Annotated in this window: 11 protein-coding genes; 1 reads left to right on the forward strand and 10 read right to left on the reverse strand. The window is 39.5% G+C overall.

All coding sequences use genetic code 11. The annotated features are described in order from the left end of the window. The 3 genes from H5186_RS02335 to H5186_RS02345 are packed head-to-tail and all read right to left on the reverse strand — an operon-like array spanning position 1 to position 2,314. Complete coding sequence (locus H5186_RS02335) at positions 1 to 465, reverse strand: methylglyoxal synthase (protein ID WP_145237363.1); 465 nt, start codon at positions 463 to 465, stop codon at positions 1 to 3. A 14-nt stretch (positions 466 to 479) separates the two neighbouring features. After that, entirely contained in the window at positions 480 to 1,115 is a 636-nt protein-coding gene (locus tag H5186_RS02340) for a LysE family translocator (protein ID WP_149980833.1), read from the reverse strand. A gap of 5 nt (positions 1,116 to 1,120) precedes the next feature. After that, positions 1,121 to 2,314, reverse strand: a complete 1,194-nt coding sequence (locus H5186_RS02345) for a multidrug effflux MFS transporter (RefSeq protein WP_182739378.1) — start codon at positions 2,312 to 2,314, stop codon at positions 1,121 to 1,123. Between the two features lie 164 nt (positions 2,315 to 2,478). Here H5186_RS02345 and H5186_RS02350 point away from each other — a divergent pair, with 164 nt between their 5' ends. Beyond that, positions 2,479 to 2,952 carry a hotdog fold domain-containing protein gene (locus H5186_RS02350; protein WP_145237355.1) on the forward strand — a complete coding sequence of 158 codons (474 nt, stop codon included), beginning with the start codon at positions 2,479 to 2,481 and terminating at the stop codon, positions 2,950 to 2,952. 10 nt (positions 2,953 to 2,962) lie between these two features. Here the strand turns inward: H5186_RS02350 and H5186_RS02355 are convergent, their stop codons facing one another. The 7 genes from H5186_RS02355 to H5186_RS02385 form a co-directional block, all read right to left on the reverse strand. Beyond that, complete coding sequence (locus tag H5186_RS02355; RefSeq protein ID WP_145237352.1) at positions 2,963 to 3,454, reverse strand: polymer-forming cytoskeletal protein; 492 nt, start codon at positions 3,452 to 3,454, stop codon at positions 2,963 to 2,965. Next, positions 3,444 to 4,601 carry a M23 family metallopeptidase gene (locus tag H5186_RS02360; RefSeq protein WP_182717061.1) on the reverse strand — a complete coding sequence of 386 codons (1,158 nt, stop codon included), beginning with the start codon at positions 4,599 to 4,601 and terminating at the stop codon, positions 3,444 to 3,446. Before H5186_RS02360 ends, H5186_RS02355 begins: the two co-directional genes overlap by 11 nt. Positions 4,602 to 4,743: 142 nt before the next feature. Then, complete coding sequence (fahA, locus tag H5186_RS02365; protein WP_182717062.1) at positions 4,744 to 6,057, reverse strand: fumarylacetoacetase; 1,314 nt, start codon at positions 6,055 to 6,057, stop codon at positions 4,744 to 4,746. A gap of 153 nt (positions 6,058 to 6,210) precedes the next feature. Then, the gene (gene hppD / locus H5186_RS02370) at positions 6,211 to 7,257 is read right to left on the reverse strand and encodes a 4-hydroxyphenylpyruvate dioxygenase (RefSeq protein WP_182739377.1); all 1,047 of its coding nucleotides are present in this window, start codon (positions 7,255 to 7,257) and stop codon (positions 6,211 to 6,213) included. Between the two features lie 624 nt (positions 7,258 to 7,881). After that, positions 7,882 to 9,312 carry a peptide MFS transporter gene (locus H5186_RS02375; protein WP_182794074.1) on the reverse strand — a complete coding sequence of 477 codons (1,431 nt, stop codon included), beginning with the start codon at positions 9,310 to 9,312 and terminating at the stop codon, positions 7,882 to 7,884. Between the two features lie 417 nt (positions 9,313 to 9,729). Further along, positions 9,730 to 10,944, reverse strand: a complete 1,215-nt coding sequence (locus tag H5186_RS02380; protein WP_182717063.1) for a hemolysin-type calcium-binding protein — start codon at positions 10,942 to 10,944, stop codon at positions 9,730 to 9,732. A gap of 313 nt (positions 10,945 to 11,257) precedes the next feature. Beyond that, positions 11,258 to 15,370 carry a poly-gamma-glutamate synthase PgsB gene (locus H5186_RS02385; protein WP_182794075.1) on the reverse strand — a complete coding sequence of 1,371 codons (4,113 nt, stop codon included), beginning with the start codon at positions 15,368 to 15,370 and terminating at the stop codon, positions 11,258 to 11,260.

The following is a 15,370-nucleotide window of genomic DNA, read 5'->3' on the forward strand; positions in this document are numbered from 1 at the left end:
TTATAGTATGACTTGTCGGGTTGCGAGGTATTTCTCGTAATCTGGCAATGACCGTTCAAGCTCGTTATGCATCAAAGGCGAGCTTAAAATCATATCTGCGCTGACTTCATTACACGCCACTGGAATATTCCATACCGCAGCTAAGCGTAATAACGCTTTAACATCCGGATCATGAGGTTGAGATGCAAGGGGGTCCCAAAAGAAAATCAACACATGAATTTCATGCTCCGCAATTTTAGCGCCTAACTGCTGATCGCCCCCCATAGGGCCACTAAGTAGTTTGATAACTTCAAGTCCAGTATTTCGCTCAATTAAATGACCTGTGGTGCCTGTGCCATATAAAGTGTGCTTACTGAGGTTATCGCGATGTTTATTACACCAGGCTAGCAAGGCTGCTTTTTTACCATCGTGTGCAACTAAAGCAATATTTTTTTGCGCTGGAAGGGTTTGCTGTTTTTGTTCCATGTTGACTCTTTTTTTTAGATGAGTAGATTAACCGCAAGAACTACAAATACTACACCTGTTATACGATCAATCCAAATTTGGCTTTGCGGGTGCTCTCGAAAGTAGCCTGCAATTTTATCGCCAAAGTAAATATACGTGCAGTCAATCGGAAACGCAAAAAGTGGATACAGTAAGCCAAAGAAAGCTAATTGAAATGTAGTTGATGATGACAGGGTTGGATCAACAAACTGCGGAATAAACGCAATAAAAAATAACGCTACTTTAGGGTTGAGCACTTCAGTCATCATAGCCTGAAACATAACATTAGTTTTTTTCTTGGTGCTTACATGGGGTTTATCTTCGCTACTGCACTCTGACTGGATAAATGTGCTTTTAAACATCATTACACCTAAATAACATAAGTAGGCAGCACCAGCGTATTGTACGCTGGTATAAGCCACTTCTGAGGCTTTAAGGATAGCCGTAAGACCGACAACGGCAAATAAAGTATGCGCCACTCCGCCTAAAGCAAAACCAAATGCGCTTTGTAAGCCTGCTACGCGGCCATTGGCAAAAGTTTGCGCCATTAAAAAAGCATTGGAAGGACCTGGTGCAACAGCGATTAAAAAACTCGCGGCTAAAAATGACAGTAAAAATTCAAAATTGATCATTGTTTTTATGTGTTTTTAGGGTGATAAGCATGTGCTTTATTACTGAGCAGTATAACCCACAGTGGCAGCAATAATAATAAGTGAAAAGCAATAAACTCGGGCGCATTGAAAGGGAGCACTTGGGTGAGCATAACCAATACTCCAGCGCCGCTCATTTGCATTAAACCGATTAACGCAGATGCAGTACCTGCTTGTTTAGCAAAATGTGACAATGCCATTCCAGCCGCTGAGCCTAAGCTAAGTGCAAAGCCTAGCGCAGCAATCAACACTGGTAGCATAAAAGCAAAGGCACTTTTAAACTGGCCGAGAATTAAAATCAGTACACCAGAGAAAATTAATAAACTCATACCTATGCGTAACGCTTTTTGACTATGGCGTTTGATATACAATGGTGCAATAAAGCTGGCTACAATGCTAACAATGGCATTGAGAGTAAACCAAAAAGTAAAATCGCTGACCGATCCACCTAACTCGGTCATGATCCATCCCGGTGCTAATGTTACAAAAGCTAAAATAGCCGACATTGCCACCATACAAATTAGGCTATTAAAAAGAAAAATAGGCGTGCTAATGATTGGTATAAAACGACGTAAATCGAGTATGTGGCCCTCATAGTGGCTATCCGCAGGGCGTGTTTCTTTAAAATATATGGCAGTGATCATTAGTCCAACACAAGCAAACCCCGCCAAAAATAAAAAGTTTATCCGCCAGCCAAATTGCACAGTCAGCCAAGCGCCTAAGATAGGTGCTAACGCGGGAATAAAACACACAATACCATTAAGGTAAGTGATCATTTGGCCGCTTTTAGCGCTGCCGTAGGTATCACGAACAATCGCAAATGCAACCACAAAAGTGGCACAAGCCCCAAAACCTTGTAGTGCACGCGCAAGCATCAGAATGCTAAAGCTAGGTGCTAAAAAAGCCAACATCCCAGCAAATCCATACAGTGTGATGCCAAATAGTGCGACTGGACGGCGGCCAAACTTGTCGGCTAAAGGACCTGCTATAAGCTGACCTAAGCCAACCGTCAGCATAAAAATAGCGACGGTAAGTTGCACTTGCTGCTCATCAATAGCCAATGCTTGCGCTATATCAGGAAATGCGGGTAAGTAAATATCAATCGCTAATGGGCAGAATATAACCAGAAGAGCGAGAATTAAAATAACACTAAGATGATTGCGGCGATCGGTTGTTGGCATGAGTGCTCCTTTTGCCGCGTATTTTAGGTCTGCAAAGATAAAAAAGAAAGGGCATATGACCCATCTATAAGAATATAGCTAGTAAGATTATAAGTATAAATGCACTTTTGCTAACTGGTCTGATGTGCTAATTTTGCAATAGCGACATTCAATGGAAAATAATAATGAGTAATAAATCTGCAGTTTTAACAGCATGGCATAGTTTTAAGCGTCTACCATTTGGCAATTGGTTATTTACTAAAGTAGTGTGTTTTAAAGCCCCTTATTTTGGCTCCATGAAACCCACTGTTTTAGATTTACGTGACGGACATTGCAGCGCAATGGTTAAAAACCGACGGAGTGTGCACAATCATATTGGGACTATCCATGCTATTGCGCAGTGTAATTTAGCTGAGTTATGTGCCGGTGTGATGGTTGATGCTACCGTGCCATATAAAACTCATCGCTGGATCCCTAAGGGAATGACGGTGCAGTACTTAGCGAAGGTTGATACTGATGTCACAGCTGTGGCAGAAATTGCAATGCCAAGACAATGGCTAGATAAAGAGGATTTAGTGGTACCAGTGAAGCTTTACAATACTCGCAGTGAATTGGTCTTCACTGCTGATATTACGATGTACGTTACTAAGAAAAAGTAAAATAAAGCGATTATTTTTTCTCTGCGGCTTGTTTGTTGAAAAACGACAAGTCATTATCACCTTCACTGAGCGCAGATGTAAGCTCCGGCTTTGATTCTGCGTTATTGGTAATTAATTCAACCGTTTCAGCTTCATGGCGTTGTTTTAAGTTACCTTCAATAATTGCACCAGCATCAATACTTAAAGTATCTTGATAAACATCCCCGTGCACTTGCGCTGAACGTTCAATAACTACTTTGCTGGCGTTGAGCGAGCCGATTACTTTACCTTTTACAATCACGCTTTCAGCGACCACTGAGCCTTCAACACAACCGGTATTACCAATAACTAAATGGTTAACACGAACATCACCATCTATGCGACCATCAAGCTGTACTTCACCTTGACTCACTAAGCTGCCCGTTAAGCGAACATCTTCAGAAATGATCGAAGGAGTGTGGCTAGTTCTTTTTAGTTGAGAATTTGCAGAACTACTTACTGTTGATTTTTTTTTACCGAACACGAGAAAGCGCCTTTGTTATTTTGACTGGATTGACATGTTTGTCGTTAAGTAATACTTCATAGTGTAGGTGAGTGCCAGTACTTCTGCCAGTGCTGCCCATTAATCCGATAACATCATTTTTGGTTACCGTTTGGCCTTTTTTAACGTTGATTTTATTTAAGTGACCAAACCGAGTTACAAAGCCGTTTTTATGTTGCAATTCGATAAAATTACCATAACCACCGTTGCGTCCTGCGCGTAATACAGTGCCATCAGCGGGGGCGAATATTTCGGTTTTATGCCAACCTGCTAAATCAACACCTTTATGATAAGCATGACGGTTATTCACTGGATCTTTACGCAGGCCAAAACTACTCGAAATATAGTAATTTGCTGCAGGCAGAGTTTGCGGTAACTCACTGAGTAAATTTTCAAGCTTATTCAACGCCAATAGTTTATCTGCGATGACTAAAAATTCAGCTGGGATCTTTGATTCATCAAATAAATCCAGCGGACCACCTTGCGCAGTTTCTGTCATATCACCATCTAGACGACGCGCCAAGGCGGTATCAAGTCCTGCACCTTTGAGCATCGCTAAAATATCGTGCTGGCGGCGTTCTATTTGTTGCTCTATTTGTAAAAAGCTGTGTTGGTATTGGCTATCGAGTAGTGCAAAACGTTGCTCGATATTAACAGAGTCAGAGAGTGAAAGAGTGTGTGCGCTGTTAGGGTTTTCATCAACTAATGGTTCGTGGAACTCTTCTTGTTGTTCGCCGAGTTCACCTTCTGGCGGCGCTGCTGGCAGTGTGGGATTACTCATCGACTCAGGTAAAGAATCGATCATGCTCTGCAATAAAGCATGCTTTTGCTCTAGCACCGCAAGCTGGGCTAACTGTTTATCGTATTGTGCTTGTTGTTCTTTACTTTGTTGCTGCCACTGTTGTTGTTTTGATAATTGGCTTTGTTCGATATCGGAAATCTTGTTGGTTTGAGAGTATATTCGCAGGGTCGAAACAGCCAACCAAATTAAAGCAATTAAAATAATAGCTACGGCTGATATTTGTAACCAAGGTGCTAATATCACATGTTTAACCTCACCATTTTGGCGGATCAACAGCTGTCTAGCTGGGAATAATTTGTGATAAAAAGACTTAATAAATGCTGACATGGCTTATAAACACTGGCTATTAACCGAATTAAGATAGCAATCTGAGCTGAAAAAGCCAGTAAAAAATTGTAATTAATCTTAAAAAAGGAGGCGTTGGTCGCCTCCTTATAATAAATACATTTAATAAATGTTTACAACTTAGTTACTTAGCAGGAAGAACCGTTCCTTCTACGCAGCCAAAACCGATACGAGCAAAACCGGCTTTTTCACACCAACCACGCATAATAACGTTGTCGCCATCTTCTAAAAAGCTGCGTTGTTCACCGTTATTAAGGGTGATTTTTTCTTTACCACCACGAGACAGTTCAAGTAATGAACCGGCTTCTTCATGAGTCGGACCTGATTGCGTACCTGAGCCCAGCATATCACCTGGCATAAAGTTACAACCATTTACTGTGTGATGAGTCACCATTTGTGCCACTGTCCAGTATGAATGTTTGAAACTTGATTTAGATACTAATGAAGGTGCAGCACCTTGTTCACGCATTTTAGCGGTCTCAATTTGTACGTCCATTTTTATATCAAAGGCGCCAAGCTCACGGTTTTGGCTTGATTCTAAATAATCTAATGGTTGTGGGTCATTTTCATCACGAGTCCATGATGTTCTATAAGGTGCTAATGCTTCGGTGGTTACAATCCACGGTGATACAGTTGAAGCAAAGTTTTTCGCAAGGAATGGACCTAATGGTTGGTATTCCCATGCCTGTAAGTCACGTGCTGACCAGTCATTGAATACACAAAAACCAAATACATGGTTTTCAGCGTTTTCGATAGCAATGGCATCACCTAATTCATTACCTTTACCTAAATAAATGCCTAGCTCTAACTCATAATCTAAACGTTTACACGGACCAAGCGATGGTACTTCAGCGTCTGGCGCCTTAGTTTGACCATTTGGGCGATGAAAGGTTTGACCTGACACATCAATTGATGAAGAACGGCCATGGTAACCAATGGGGACCCATTTATAGTTAGGCAGTAACGGGTTGTCAGGACGGAATAAGCTACCGACTGCTGTTGCATGATAGATAGATGTGTAAAAGTCAGTGTAATCGCCAATACGACATGGCAATGCAAACTCAATGTCTGCTTGGGCAATTAATGCGTCGCTTAACTTAGCTTGTTCAGCGGCGCCTTCGCGTAATGCTTTAGATAATGCTAAACGTAGCGCTGACCAATATTGCTGACCAAGACCCATAAATTCATTTAATGTTGCTTGGCTTGCTGCTGCTATGGCTGTTTGTGCATCGCCTGAGAAAATAGCTAACTCGTTTACTTTGGCAAGGTCGATAACTTGGTCGCCAATGGCAACGGCACCACGAAAAGCTTCGTCAGAGTTCTTACGACGTACTTCTGCAAATGGTAGGTTTTGAATTGGGAAGTCACAATTTGCAACGTTCGCTGAGGCAACCCAGCTAGTTAAATTTATATCATGGGTTTCGTTAATTAAACTCATTACATTTCCTTTGGTTTAGTCAGTCGCGCTTTACAGTGGATATGGTGATGAATAGCGCGATTTAAACAGTGAAATTCAGATTGTCATTTATAATATTGATGAAACAACAAAAAGCAGCGAAGTACGCTGCTTTTTAAATTTACAATACGGTGCTTATAAAACGCCGCGGCGCTCTTGGTCGCGCTCGATTGATTCAAACAGTGCTTGGAAGTTACCTTCACCAAAACCGCCGTCATCAACACGTTGGATCATCTCGATAAAGATTGGGCCAAATAAGTTTTTCGAGAAAATTTGCAACAAGTAGCAATTTTCACTTTGGCTATCGACTAAGATCTGATGTTCACGGATCTTTTCTTTATCTTCTGCAACCCAAGGTACACGATCGAAAATTGTATCGTAGTACTCAGGAATAATATCAAGCGTGGCAATGGTTGATTTATCAAGCTTATCTAGTGAGCTTACTAGGTCATCTGTTAAGAATGCTAAATGCTGCACGCCTGGGCCATTGTATTCACCAAGGTATTCATCGATTTGGTTGTTATCGTTGCCTTTACCTTCATTGATTGGAATCGAGAAGGTGCCGCACGGTGATTTAAGTGCATAAGAGATCAAGGCTGTTTTTTGGCCTTTGATATCAAAGTAACGAACTTCAGTAAAACCAAATACGTTTTTATAAAAGTTAGCCCATGTTTCCATAGTGCCTTTATAAACGTTATTAGTTAAATGGTCGATGCGGATAAAGCCTTTATCATCAACAATGTTTTGTTCGCTTAAGTCTTCAAAGTCTTGCTCATAGATTGAACCTTTATCACCAAATTGCTCAATAAAATAAATTAAGCTGTCACCAATACCGTAAATTGCCGGGTATGGTAGGTCTTTATGAGTTGAATCAGTCGCTGGTTTTGCACCACGTGCTACTGCGGTGTCAAATGCCTGTTGAGCATTCTCTACACGCCAACCCATAGAACAAATTGCAGGACCATGACTTTTTGCAAATTCTGCAGAGAAACCATCACGTTCATTATTTAGTAAAAAGTGAATATCGTTTTGGTTGTAATAAACAATGTCTTTACCTTTAAATGTTTTGAGCTTTGAAAAACCAAAATCGGTAAATACTTTATCCATATAATCTGCATCAGGTGTAGCGTATTCAGTAAACTCGATACCTACCAAACCTAAAGGGTTAGTTACTTCACTCATTATAATTCTCCCGCAATAAACACTGCGTCTTGTTGTGTCTGATGCGCAGATAATTAACCATAATTGGCAGCAGGGGAAGAGCCGATAGCTATTTAGGCAAACGGCTCTTTGTAAATTAAATGGGACGATCATTTTAAAATGCATAAGCATTAATGCTTGGTTTTGAGATTTGTATTGAAAGGTCTTGTATTAAGTAACTTAAACTTTCGTTAACTTATTGATAAATAGAATTAATTTATTCTTATTTAAGGGGGTAAATAATCAAATAAAGGAACTATTCACCCCTTATTAAATATACGTGGTGTAATAAATTGTTTACGCTAGAGCCGTATTTGTTAAAAAACTAACTCTTCTGCGCTAAGCTAAGGTCACTAGTAATGGCTGGGGCATTTTGCTAGCAGTGCTACAGCGTTTCGTTGAACGTGCGTGGTGGCCTATCAGATGTGTTTAATGAAGCTGTTGAAAAGTAATTTATAATCTTTTGTTACGCGCTTTGAAGTCAGCCTTATTAATATCGTAACTTAAATCGACGTTTGGTTGGCAGGAATTAATCATGGTGATATAAATAGAGCAACAAAAATCCCCACAAGCGTCATAGCTTGTGGGGAGATAATAAACACAGAGTTACGGTTTTTCAGCAACTACTTCAAGCTCTTCAGCTAAAATGTGTTCTTGTGTTTGTGGCTCGTGTTGACCTTCAGCACCGTGCATCCACTTAACAAGCTTATCGCTTAGTAAGTACATGATCACAGCAGAGAGAACAGCAGTGGCACCTAAACCAATAAAAATGCCTAATGCGTTATCAAGCGCTTCTTCGCCTTCACCTAAGAATGAACCAACGAAACCTGCAATCTTATTTGCAACCGCAGTACATAGGAACCAAATACCCATTAGCATTGATGCTAAACGCAGTGGTGCTAGTTTACTCACCATTGATAAGCCGATAGGTGATAAACATAATTCACCCAGAGTATGGAATAAGTAAAATAACACTAACCACATCATGCTGATCTGTAATGGCTCACCGTGACCTTGAGTCATAAGTGCTAAAATCATAGTGATGAAACCAAGCGCTAAAAATATCAACGCAATGGCAAACTTAACGGGTGAATTAGGTTCACGTTTATCAAGTTTTAGCCAAACGATGGCAACGATAGGAGCACAAATGATAATGAAAATAGAGTTTAATGATTGAAACCAAGAGGCTGGAATTTCAAAGTTGAACAACATACGGTCTGTGTAATCATTTGCGAATAAATTCATCAAGCCACCGGCTTGCTCAAAACCCATCCAAAATATGATACTAAATACACTCATAGTGAAAATAACTTTGATACGGTCAGTTTCTACTTTAGTTAGCGGCTCTTTGGTATCTGAAGTTGATTGTGATTGCGCTAATTTAGCTGCAGGAACAACACCAATATCACCTAAGTATTTATTACTTAAAACCACTTGCATCGCCACAGATACAAGCATACCAACACCTGCTACAATGAAGCCATATTGCCAACCCATAGATGCAGCTGCGAAACCCGCAACAAGTGGACCAAGCGCACCACCTAAGTTGATACCCATATAGAAGATTGTGAAGGCGCCATCACGACGTTGATCACCCTCTTTATACAAGTCGCCAACCATAGTTGAGATGTTAGGTTTAAATAAACCGTTACCCATACATAATAAAGCAAGACCGATATAAAATACGTTTTCTTGTTGGCCGGCTAACATATCGTGGGGGATACCCATAGTAAAATGGCCAGCAGCCATTAGTAGACCGCCTATGATAATAGCTTTTCGTTGACCAAGTACGTTATCAGCTAACCAACCACCAAATAATGGAGTGATATAAACCGCCATTGTGAACGTACCATAAAGGCTTAGTGCGTCTGCATTACTCCAACCAAAACCACCGTCTTTGACAATAGCAACAAGATAAAGTACTAAAATGGCACGCATGCCGTAATAACCAAATCGCTCCCACATTTCTGTGCCGAACAACAGAAATAATCCTTTAGGATGCCCTAAAAAATCACCTGCTTTAGGTAATGAACTCATATTTACTTCCTAACTCAACGTTAATTATTGCGGCCTTATATTTTTTGCTTTGGTCGTTCATGTGCTTTCAACACAAATAGAACGGGTGGCCATGAATATTATTTTTAATGCAGCTAAGGTAATGGTTTGCTCACTAAGATTGCTTAGTGGGTAAGAGTCACACCCTTATCCTAGCTACAATTGCGCCTAAGTATACATACACGGGCAGTGCAGGGGAAGTGCTTGCGATAGTTAGATTACTGATGGCTTTAAAGCGTCAGCGTAAGGCACTAAGGGGCTTTGCGGTAATAAGCGTAATGAAATGACACTTGCTCATTTTTTGTATAGCGGGTAAATAAGGTGGCATTGTGTAACAAATACTAAAGGCCGAGTAATAAATTACTCGGCCTTTAAATAAAGACTTATTAACAGTGTAAATTAGTTACAGTAGTTACTATCAACAAACGTTAAATCATTAACATGTGAAGGGCCATCCATAATGAATGTTGCCGCCGCAGTATTTTGATCTAATCGGTAAATTTTAGCGTTCTCACCTTTTACACGTCCTGAAACATAAATTGTGCCATCTGCAGCAATTGCGATACCAGATGCTTGATCAACACCATGCTCACCAATTAAAGACAACTCCATTGAACCTTGGTCAATAGTATAAAGTGCTTTACCGGTAAGAACGTAAAGAACATTATTATCAGCTGAATAAGCAATATCACCATCAGCGAACGAATCACCAGGGAAAGTTAATTTACCAAGTACTGTTTTATCACCTGTAGCTAGGTCAAAATCGTACATGTATGTTTTGCTTGTGGTACGTAATGTTGTGCCATCAGCGTTCATTGCAGAGCGGTAAATCGGGTACGAAGTTGCAGATGTAACCAATGCCTGCTCATTCGTAGCAAGGTCAAGTGATAAAATTTGCGAGATTTTAGTCGAGCTATCTAATTGCTCCATGAAATATAAAACACCATTATGTGATGCAATATTTGATGCCGTGTTACTTAAACCCGTTACTTTAGAGTATGTGTTTGTGTCAGTATTGAAAAAGTAAACAAATCCTTCTTCATTCGTACCGAAGTTATTAATACCGTATAAGCCAGATGCACATTGGCTAGTTACTTTAACATCATCAATAAACGCACCTAATGAATCAGATTTACCTGCGCCGATAAATTTAAGTTCGGTTGCTGCTGAACTTGCTTTTACAGTGTACGTAAACTTTTGCCAGTCTTTGGTGGTTGAATTTAACGTATCGAGTAACTCACCATCCCAATATACTTCTGCTTTATTAGTATTTGCATCACCACTTACACGTGCTGAATAATAAAAGCTTACTTCATAGTTATGATCAACATCAGTATTCAATGTTTGCGAAACGCTATAATTAGCTGTCGAATCTAACTCTAAATACTGGCTGCCATCTTGAGGTTTGATAAGGCCAAGCTTATTGGTTTGGATTTCAAACTTAGCATTGTTTGAACGTTGCCAACCTGAGACTTGATTTAATAATCCCCATGTTCCAGAAATTGTTGCAGTGTTTTCAAAAGAACCATTTGCTACTAGGTTCGTTGATGCTGCTGCAAAGCCTGAAGCGATCAATAAAGGTAATGTTGCAAGCTTAAACAATGAGTTTTTCATAGTACTTTTCCTACCAAGTAATTCATTTTGTTTTTGTTAACATTTTTATTAACAATTCATGGTACTATTTTGCTATAAATATTGGGTTCGGTCAAATGTTGAACATGAGCGTTTTCGCAATAATTCACTGCTTTATTTGTCTTTTTTAAATAATTCATTTGCAAACAGTGACTTGCTGAATGTAATTACTTTGAAAATATTTTACTTATTTTATAACTAAAATTTTAGCTGAAAATTAAGTTAATACATTTGTTTAGGTCGGTATGCCTTAATTAGTAATTAAGGCTTTGTAGGTTTTTACGGTATGATTAACTTAGCTATTATCTTTATTTGAAAATGTTAACCAGCCGGGCTTTTGATTGCGATTTAGCTTTCCTAAGACCGTAATAGCTTTTTCAAGAGTAATACGCTGGGTTGCGATATCTTTATAAACTTGGTTGGCAATTTTTTTGCGTTTAACAGCAGCCCCAGCATCTAAAAATGATTCAGCCACTTGTATGGCAAATCTTTTTAATGGGCCTTGTTGCTGGCTGTCGGTTTTATTGTCTAGCTGTTGCTGATGTTTATTCAAACGTTCATTAATATGCACAAGCTCTGCTTGGCTGTATTCATTTTGCGCATGATGCATTTTTTTTATCTCTAATAACGCACTGCTTAAATAAGCATGCTCAAGCTGACTAAATGTACTGATCAGTGATAAGCGCGTTAAGGTTTTTTTAAACTGTTCAGCTGAGCAATTGTTATCTAACAGCATACTTATGCTATCGTAAATCTTTTGCCATTGTTGCCAGCCATAAACATAGCCTAAGCCAGCTCCTTTAATGTTTTGCATACCAATGATGACTTGGTGACAGTGAGGCCTCGCAAGTGCAGTTAGCATGATCGTTAATTGATCGGGGGTGACCTTGGAGTTAGTAATTAATATGCATTTACTTTTGACTAATTCCAATAATATTGTTTGTAAATTATGTTGATTCTTTTTTAAATCACTCAACAAAGGCCGCATCTGTTGATAGCTTAAATAGTGATTAAAAACATCTTGCAAACTTATCCGCTGCTGTTCACTTAATGTTTGTGCCTGTCCATTGAGCCAATCAGTAAATTGCTCTGCATTATTCAAGGCGGTAAATTCTTTTGCCTGGTAGCTACCTTCAAGTGCTTTATTCATTATTTCGGCAACTGTATCTGCTTCTTTAATGCAGTGTAGCTGAGAGCACAACAATTCTAATTCCTGTAAATCATTATTACTAATTATTCGTTCAAAGCGCTCAGCAAAAGCGTGCAAGTAATAGCTATAAAAGCCATCAACATTGGTACCAATGACAACCATTTTATCAAACGGTAAATCTTCGACGAGCATCTGGGCAAACACTTTTGAACGTGCTACACGGTCATTTCGGTTGTTAATCAAGGCGATGGTTTGTTTACTTGGATCCTTGCTTAGGCCAAATAAATCTAAGCGTCGCCAGTTCTCTATGGTCGCTAAGCGTTCATTGGCTGACATACTATTAACGAATGACATGCTAAAATGTGTAAAAGGTACAGGGCTAAAGTGTTGTAAAACACCAATGTCAGGTACTATACGCTGTGCTGTTTCTTTAAATACAAAGTCTTTTTCCAGGCCAATGTAGGCTGCCATCTTACATACTAAAGCAATATTATCCGGGTGCTCTTCATATGGGTAAAGTGCTCTAATGTCGGGTGTGATTTGATAACCATCGCCCCAATGTGCCTGAATTAAGGTACTGCTTTTTTGTGTAGCGTCTTTATCTAAAATAGGGAACATGGTTTGTTCGCTAGTAAAAACCTGACTTTTGGGGGCGATAAAGTTTGCCATTTCTTTAGCCACATCAATACCTGTTGGTCCTAATATATCTTCATGATCAGGATAGGCATTGGTAATAGTTGAAAAGTTATCTTGCATCCACTGCCTGAGTATTTTGACGTAGCGAGGTGTTAAGCCCATGCACTCCCATAAAAAGACATCTGCTTTGACATTTTTAGCAAAATGTAAAACATCACTTTGTTCCCAAATACTGGCTTTATCAAATGGGCGGAATAAAGGCACTTCAAATTGTTCACCATTGGAGCGAGCATAAATAAGGGTTGCTTCGCAGCCCGTTGTTTTCGTTATTACTTTTAACGCAAGACTGCTGAACAGCGCGGCTTTTAAGCGTTCAGTGCCAGATTTACCTCGGGTGCCCCAACCACCAATACTGACTGGAATTGCTTGACGGTCGGTTTTTATACGTCGGCTTATGCGAATATGACGTCCCCAAAAATAAACCATAAAACCAACTACAAAAAAGATAAGCTGACCAATACTGTTTTGATAGATTGAGTAAAGATACTCTTTAAAATTCAGCCAAATATTTACCAGTAGTGGAGAAAAACTTAGCTTATTATAAAGCTTACTAATATTTGGCTCTACATCAAACGTACAACCGAGTTGTTCACCATAGGCTTTAAATTCAAAACTAAAACCATGCTTATTGAGTGCTGTCAGGTAATTGTTTTGCTCTATTTCGTTACCTTTACGTTGCGTATCTAAACTATCAATATTAATACTTAGCCAAATATAACTGCTAATTCGCTGAAATAATGACTTTGGCGGGGTAACTAATAAAATACCATCTGGCGTATAGGTCTTTGCTGGCTGTTTTAAATTGTCTTGGCTCAGTACCGAGAGTAAGAAATCAGGTAACGGTAAATGTGGCCGCGCTGAGTATTCATCAGTATCAAATAACGGTTCGCCAGGAACATTGGTAGTGCTTATCTCCGCTACAGAGCAACTAGGCACATGCATAAAGGCAGATGGTTTTCGGGCTTTGCTATGATTAAAGCTTTGGCGTTTGTCTGTGCTTGGGTTGCGCCATTCATGTATAAAACGCCACAACCTAAACGCATAACGATAACCACTGCGGATCTGCCATGTTAATTTATTTTTACTAACATTGTAGCCTTCGCTTTGCTGAGCTTTACGACTGAGTAAGCGACCAAGTAACTCTTCATCTAATTCTTTATCGAGCTGAGATAGGGTTGCAGAGTTTGGTAATACTTGCTCTAACTCAGCCATTAAATTTTGATGCTCAAATGCAACTAATTGCTCTCTGGTACGGCTGATAAAACGGCGAATAGCCAGCACCGGCTCGCTCTGCAATCGTTCATTTAAACAATTGATATAAGTTGTGAAAACGCTATTTGGTTGGTTTGTCTCTAATTGTTGATTGAGCATCATACGAGCAGTGAGCTCTAACGTTAAACGTTTAATGGCAAAGCTTTCATTACCACTTAATAGTTGCCACCAGAGTTTGAATGCAAAGTTGTCGGTATCTATACGAGGGCTACTTAGTTGTTTAACTAACGTAAAGCGCACGGCATCAACGGTTTCTATTTTTAATCGTTCGGTTAATAAATTTTGTAAAAAACTGACAGAAAAATTACCAGCTTGCTCTATAACACTTTGCCTTACTCGTGGATAACTGTGTTCGGCTAACTGCATTAACAGGTTTTCACATAAGTGGCTCAATGTGTTCTGGCTGGTTAAAATTTTTGGTAACGCAGCTAAAATAAATAACCGTTCTTCAGCATTAAGTTGGCACTGATCAGTTTGTTGGATCAGCTGCTGCATAAATGCACGAATGTAGGTTGGCCGTTGATGGATCAAAATTTCTAATATATCCAAACGGGCTAAATGCGGTGTATTCACCTCTTCTAATGCTAATACTAAGGTTTCAATTAAATTTGCACTTAGCTCTGGATCGCCATCATAGTTATGCATCAGTTGTACTTGATTCGCTAAGGCACGGTATAGCGCATTTCTTACATGTTCATTATCGGTCTTGGTTAATAATTGTAAAAAGAAGCTCTCTAAGTCCAGAGTTTGCCACGCTTTTGCTATATCGTTTGAAGATTTTTTTAAATAGCGATTACTTAAGTCGCCAAGCTTTCCAATTAAAAATTTAAGAGTTTGTTCAATATCAGCGACTATATCTTGGTAACGGTTGATCACAGCACCTTCGTCAAACCAACGATTAAAGGCAAGTTTATCTTGGCGTAATTGTTCAGACGTGGCGCCTAGTTGCTGAGCGTAATCTAAAATATGGAATTCACGTTCGGCGCTGATTTCTGCATGACTGAGTCTTTCAATAAAAAGCAGATAACCGGCATCCAACTTTTGTAAACTTTGCTGTTTATGTTCTACGCGATGACGTAGAAAAGCAATTGCTTGGCGCAATAGCCAAATATCCTGATCTTCGCCATCGGGCATATTTTGCAGCAATTCCCACTGCGCTAGTTCATCAACAAGTTGACGGTATTTTTGGCGATAAAGGTCCAGCCAAAAATTAGCAATATCAGCAAACAATAGATGTTCTAAGCGATCTTTTAATTCGCTAGAGGGAGTAACTTTCTTGGTGTTTGCCAT

It is taken from the genome of Pseudoalteromonas sp. SG41-2, assembly GCF_014164535.1.
In the GTDB taxonomy this organism is placed as follows: domain Bacteria; phylum Pseudomonadota; class Gammaproteobacteria; order Enterobacterales; family Alteromonadaceae; genus Pseudoalteromonas; species Pseudoalteromonas rhizosphaerae.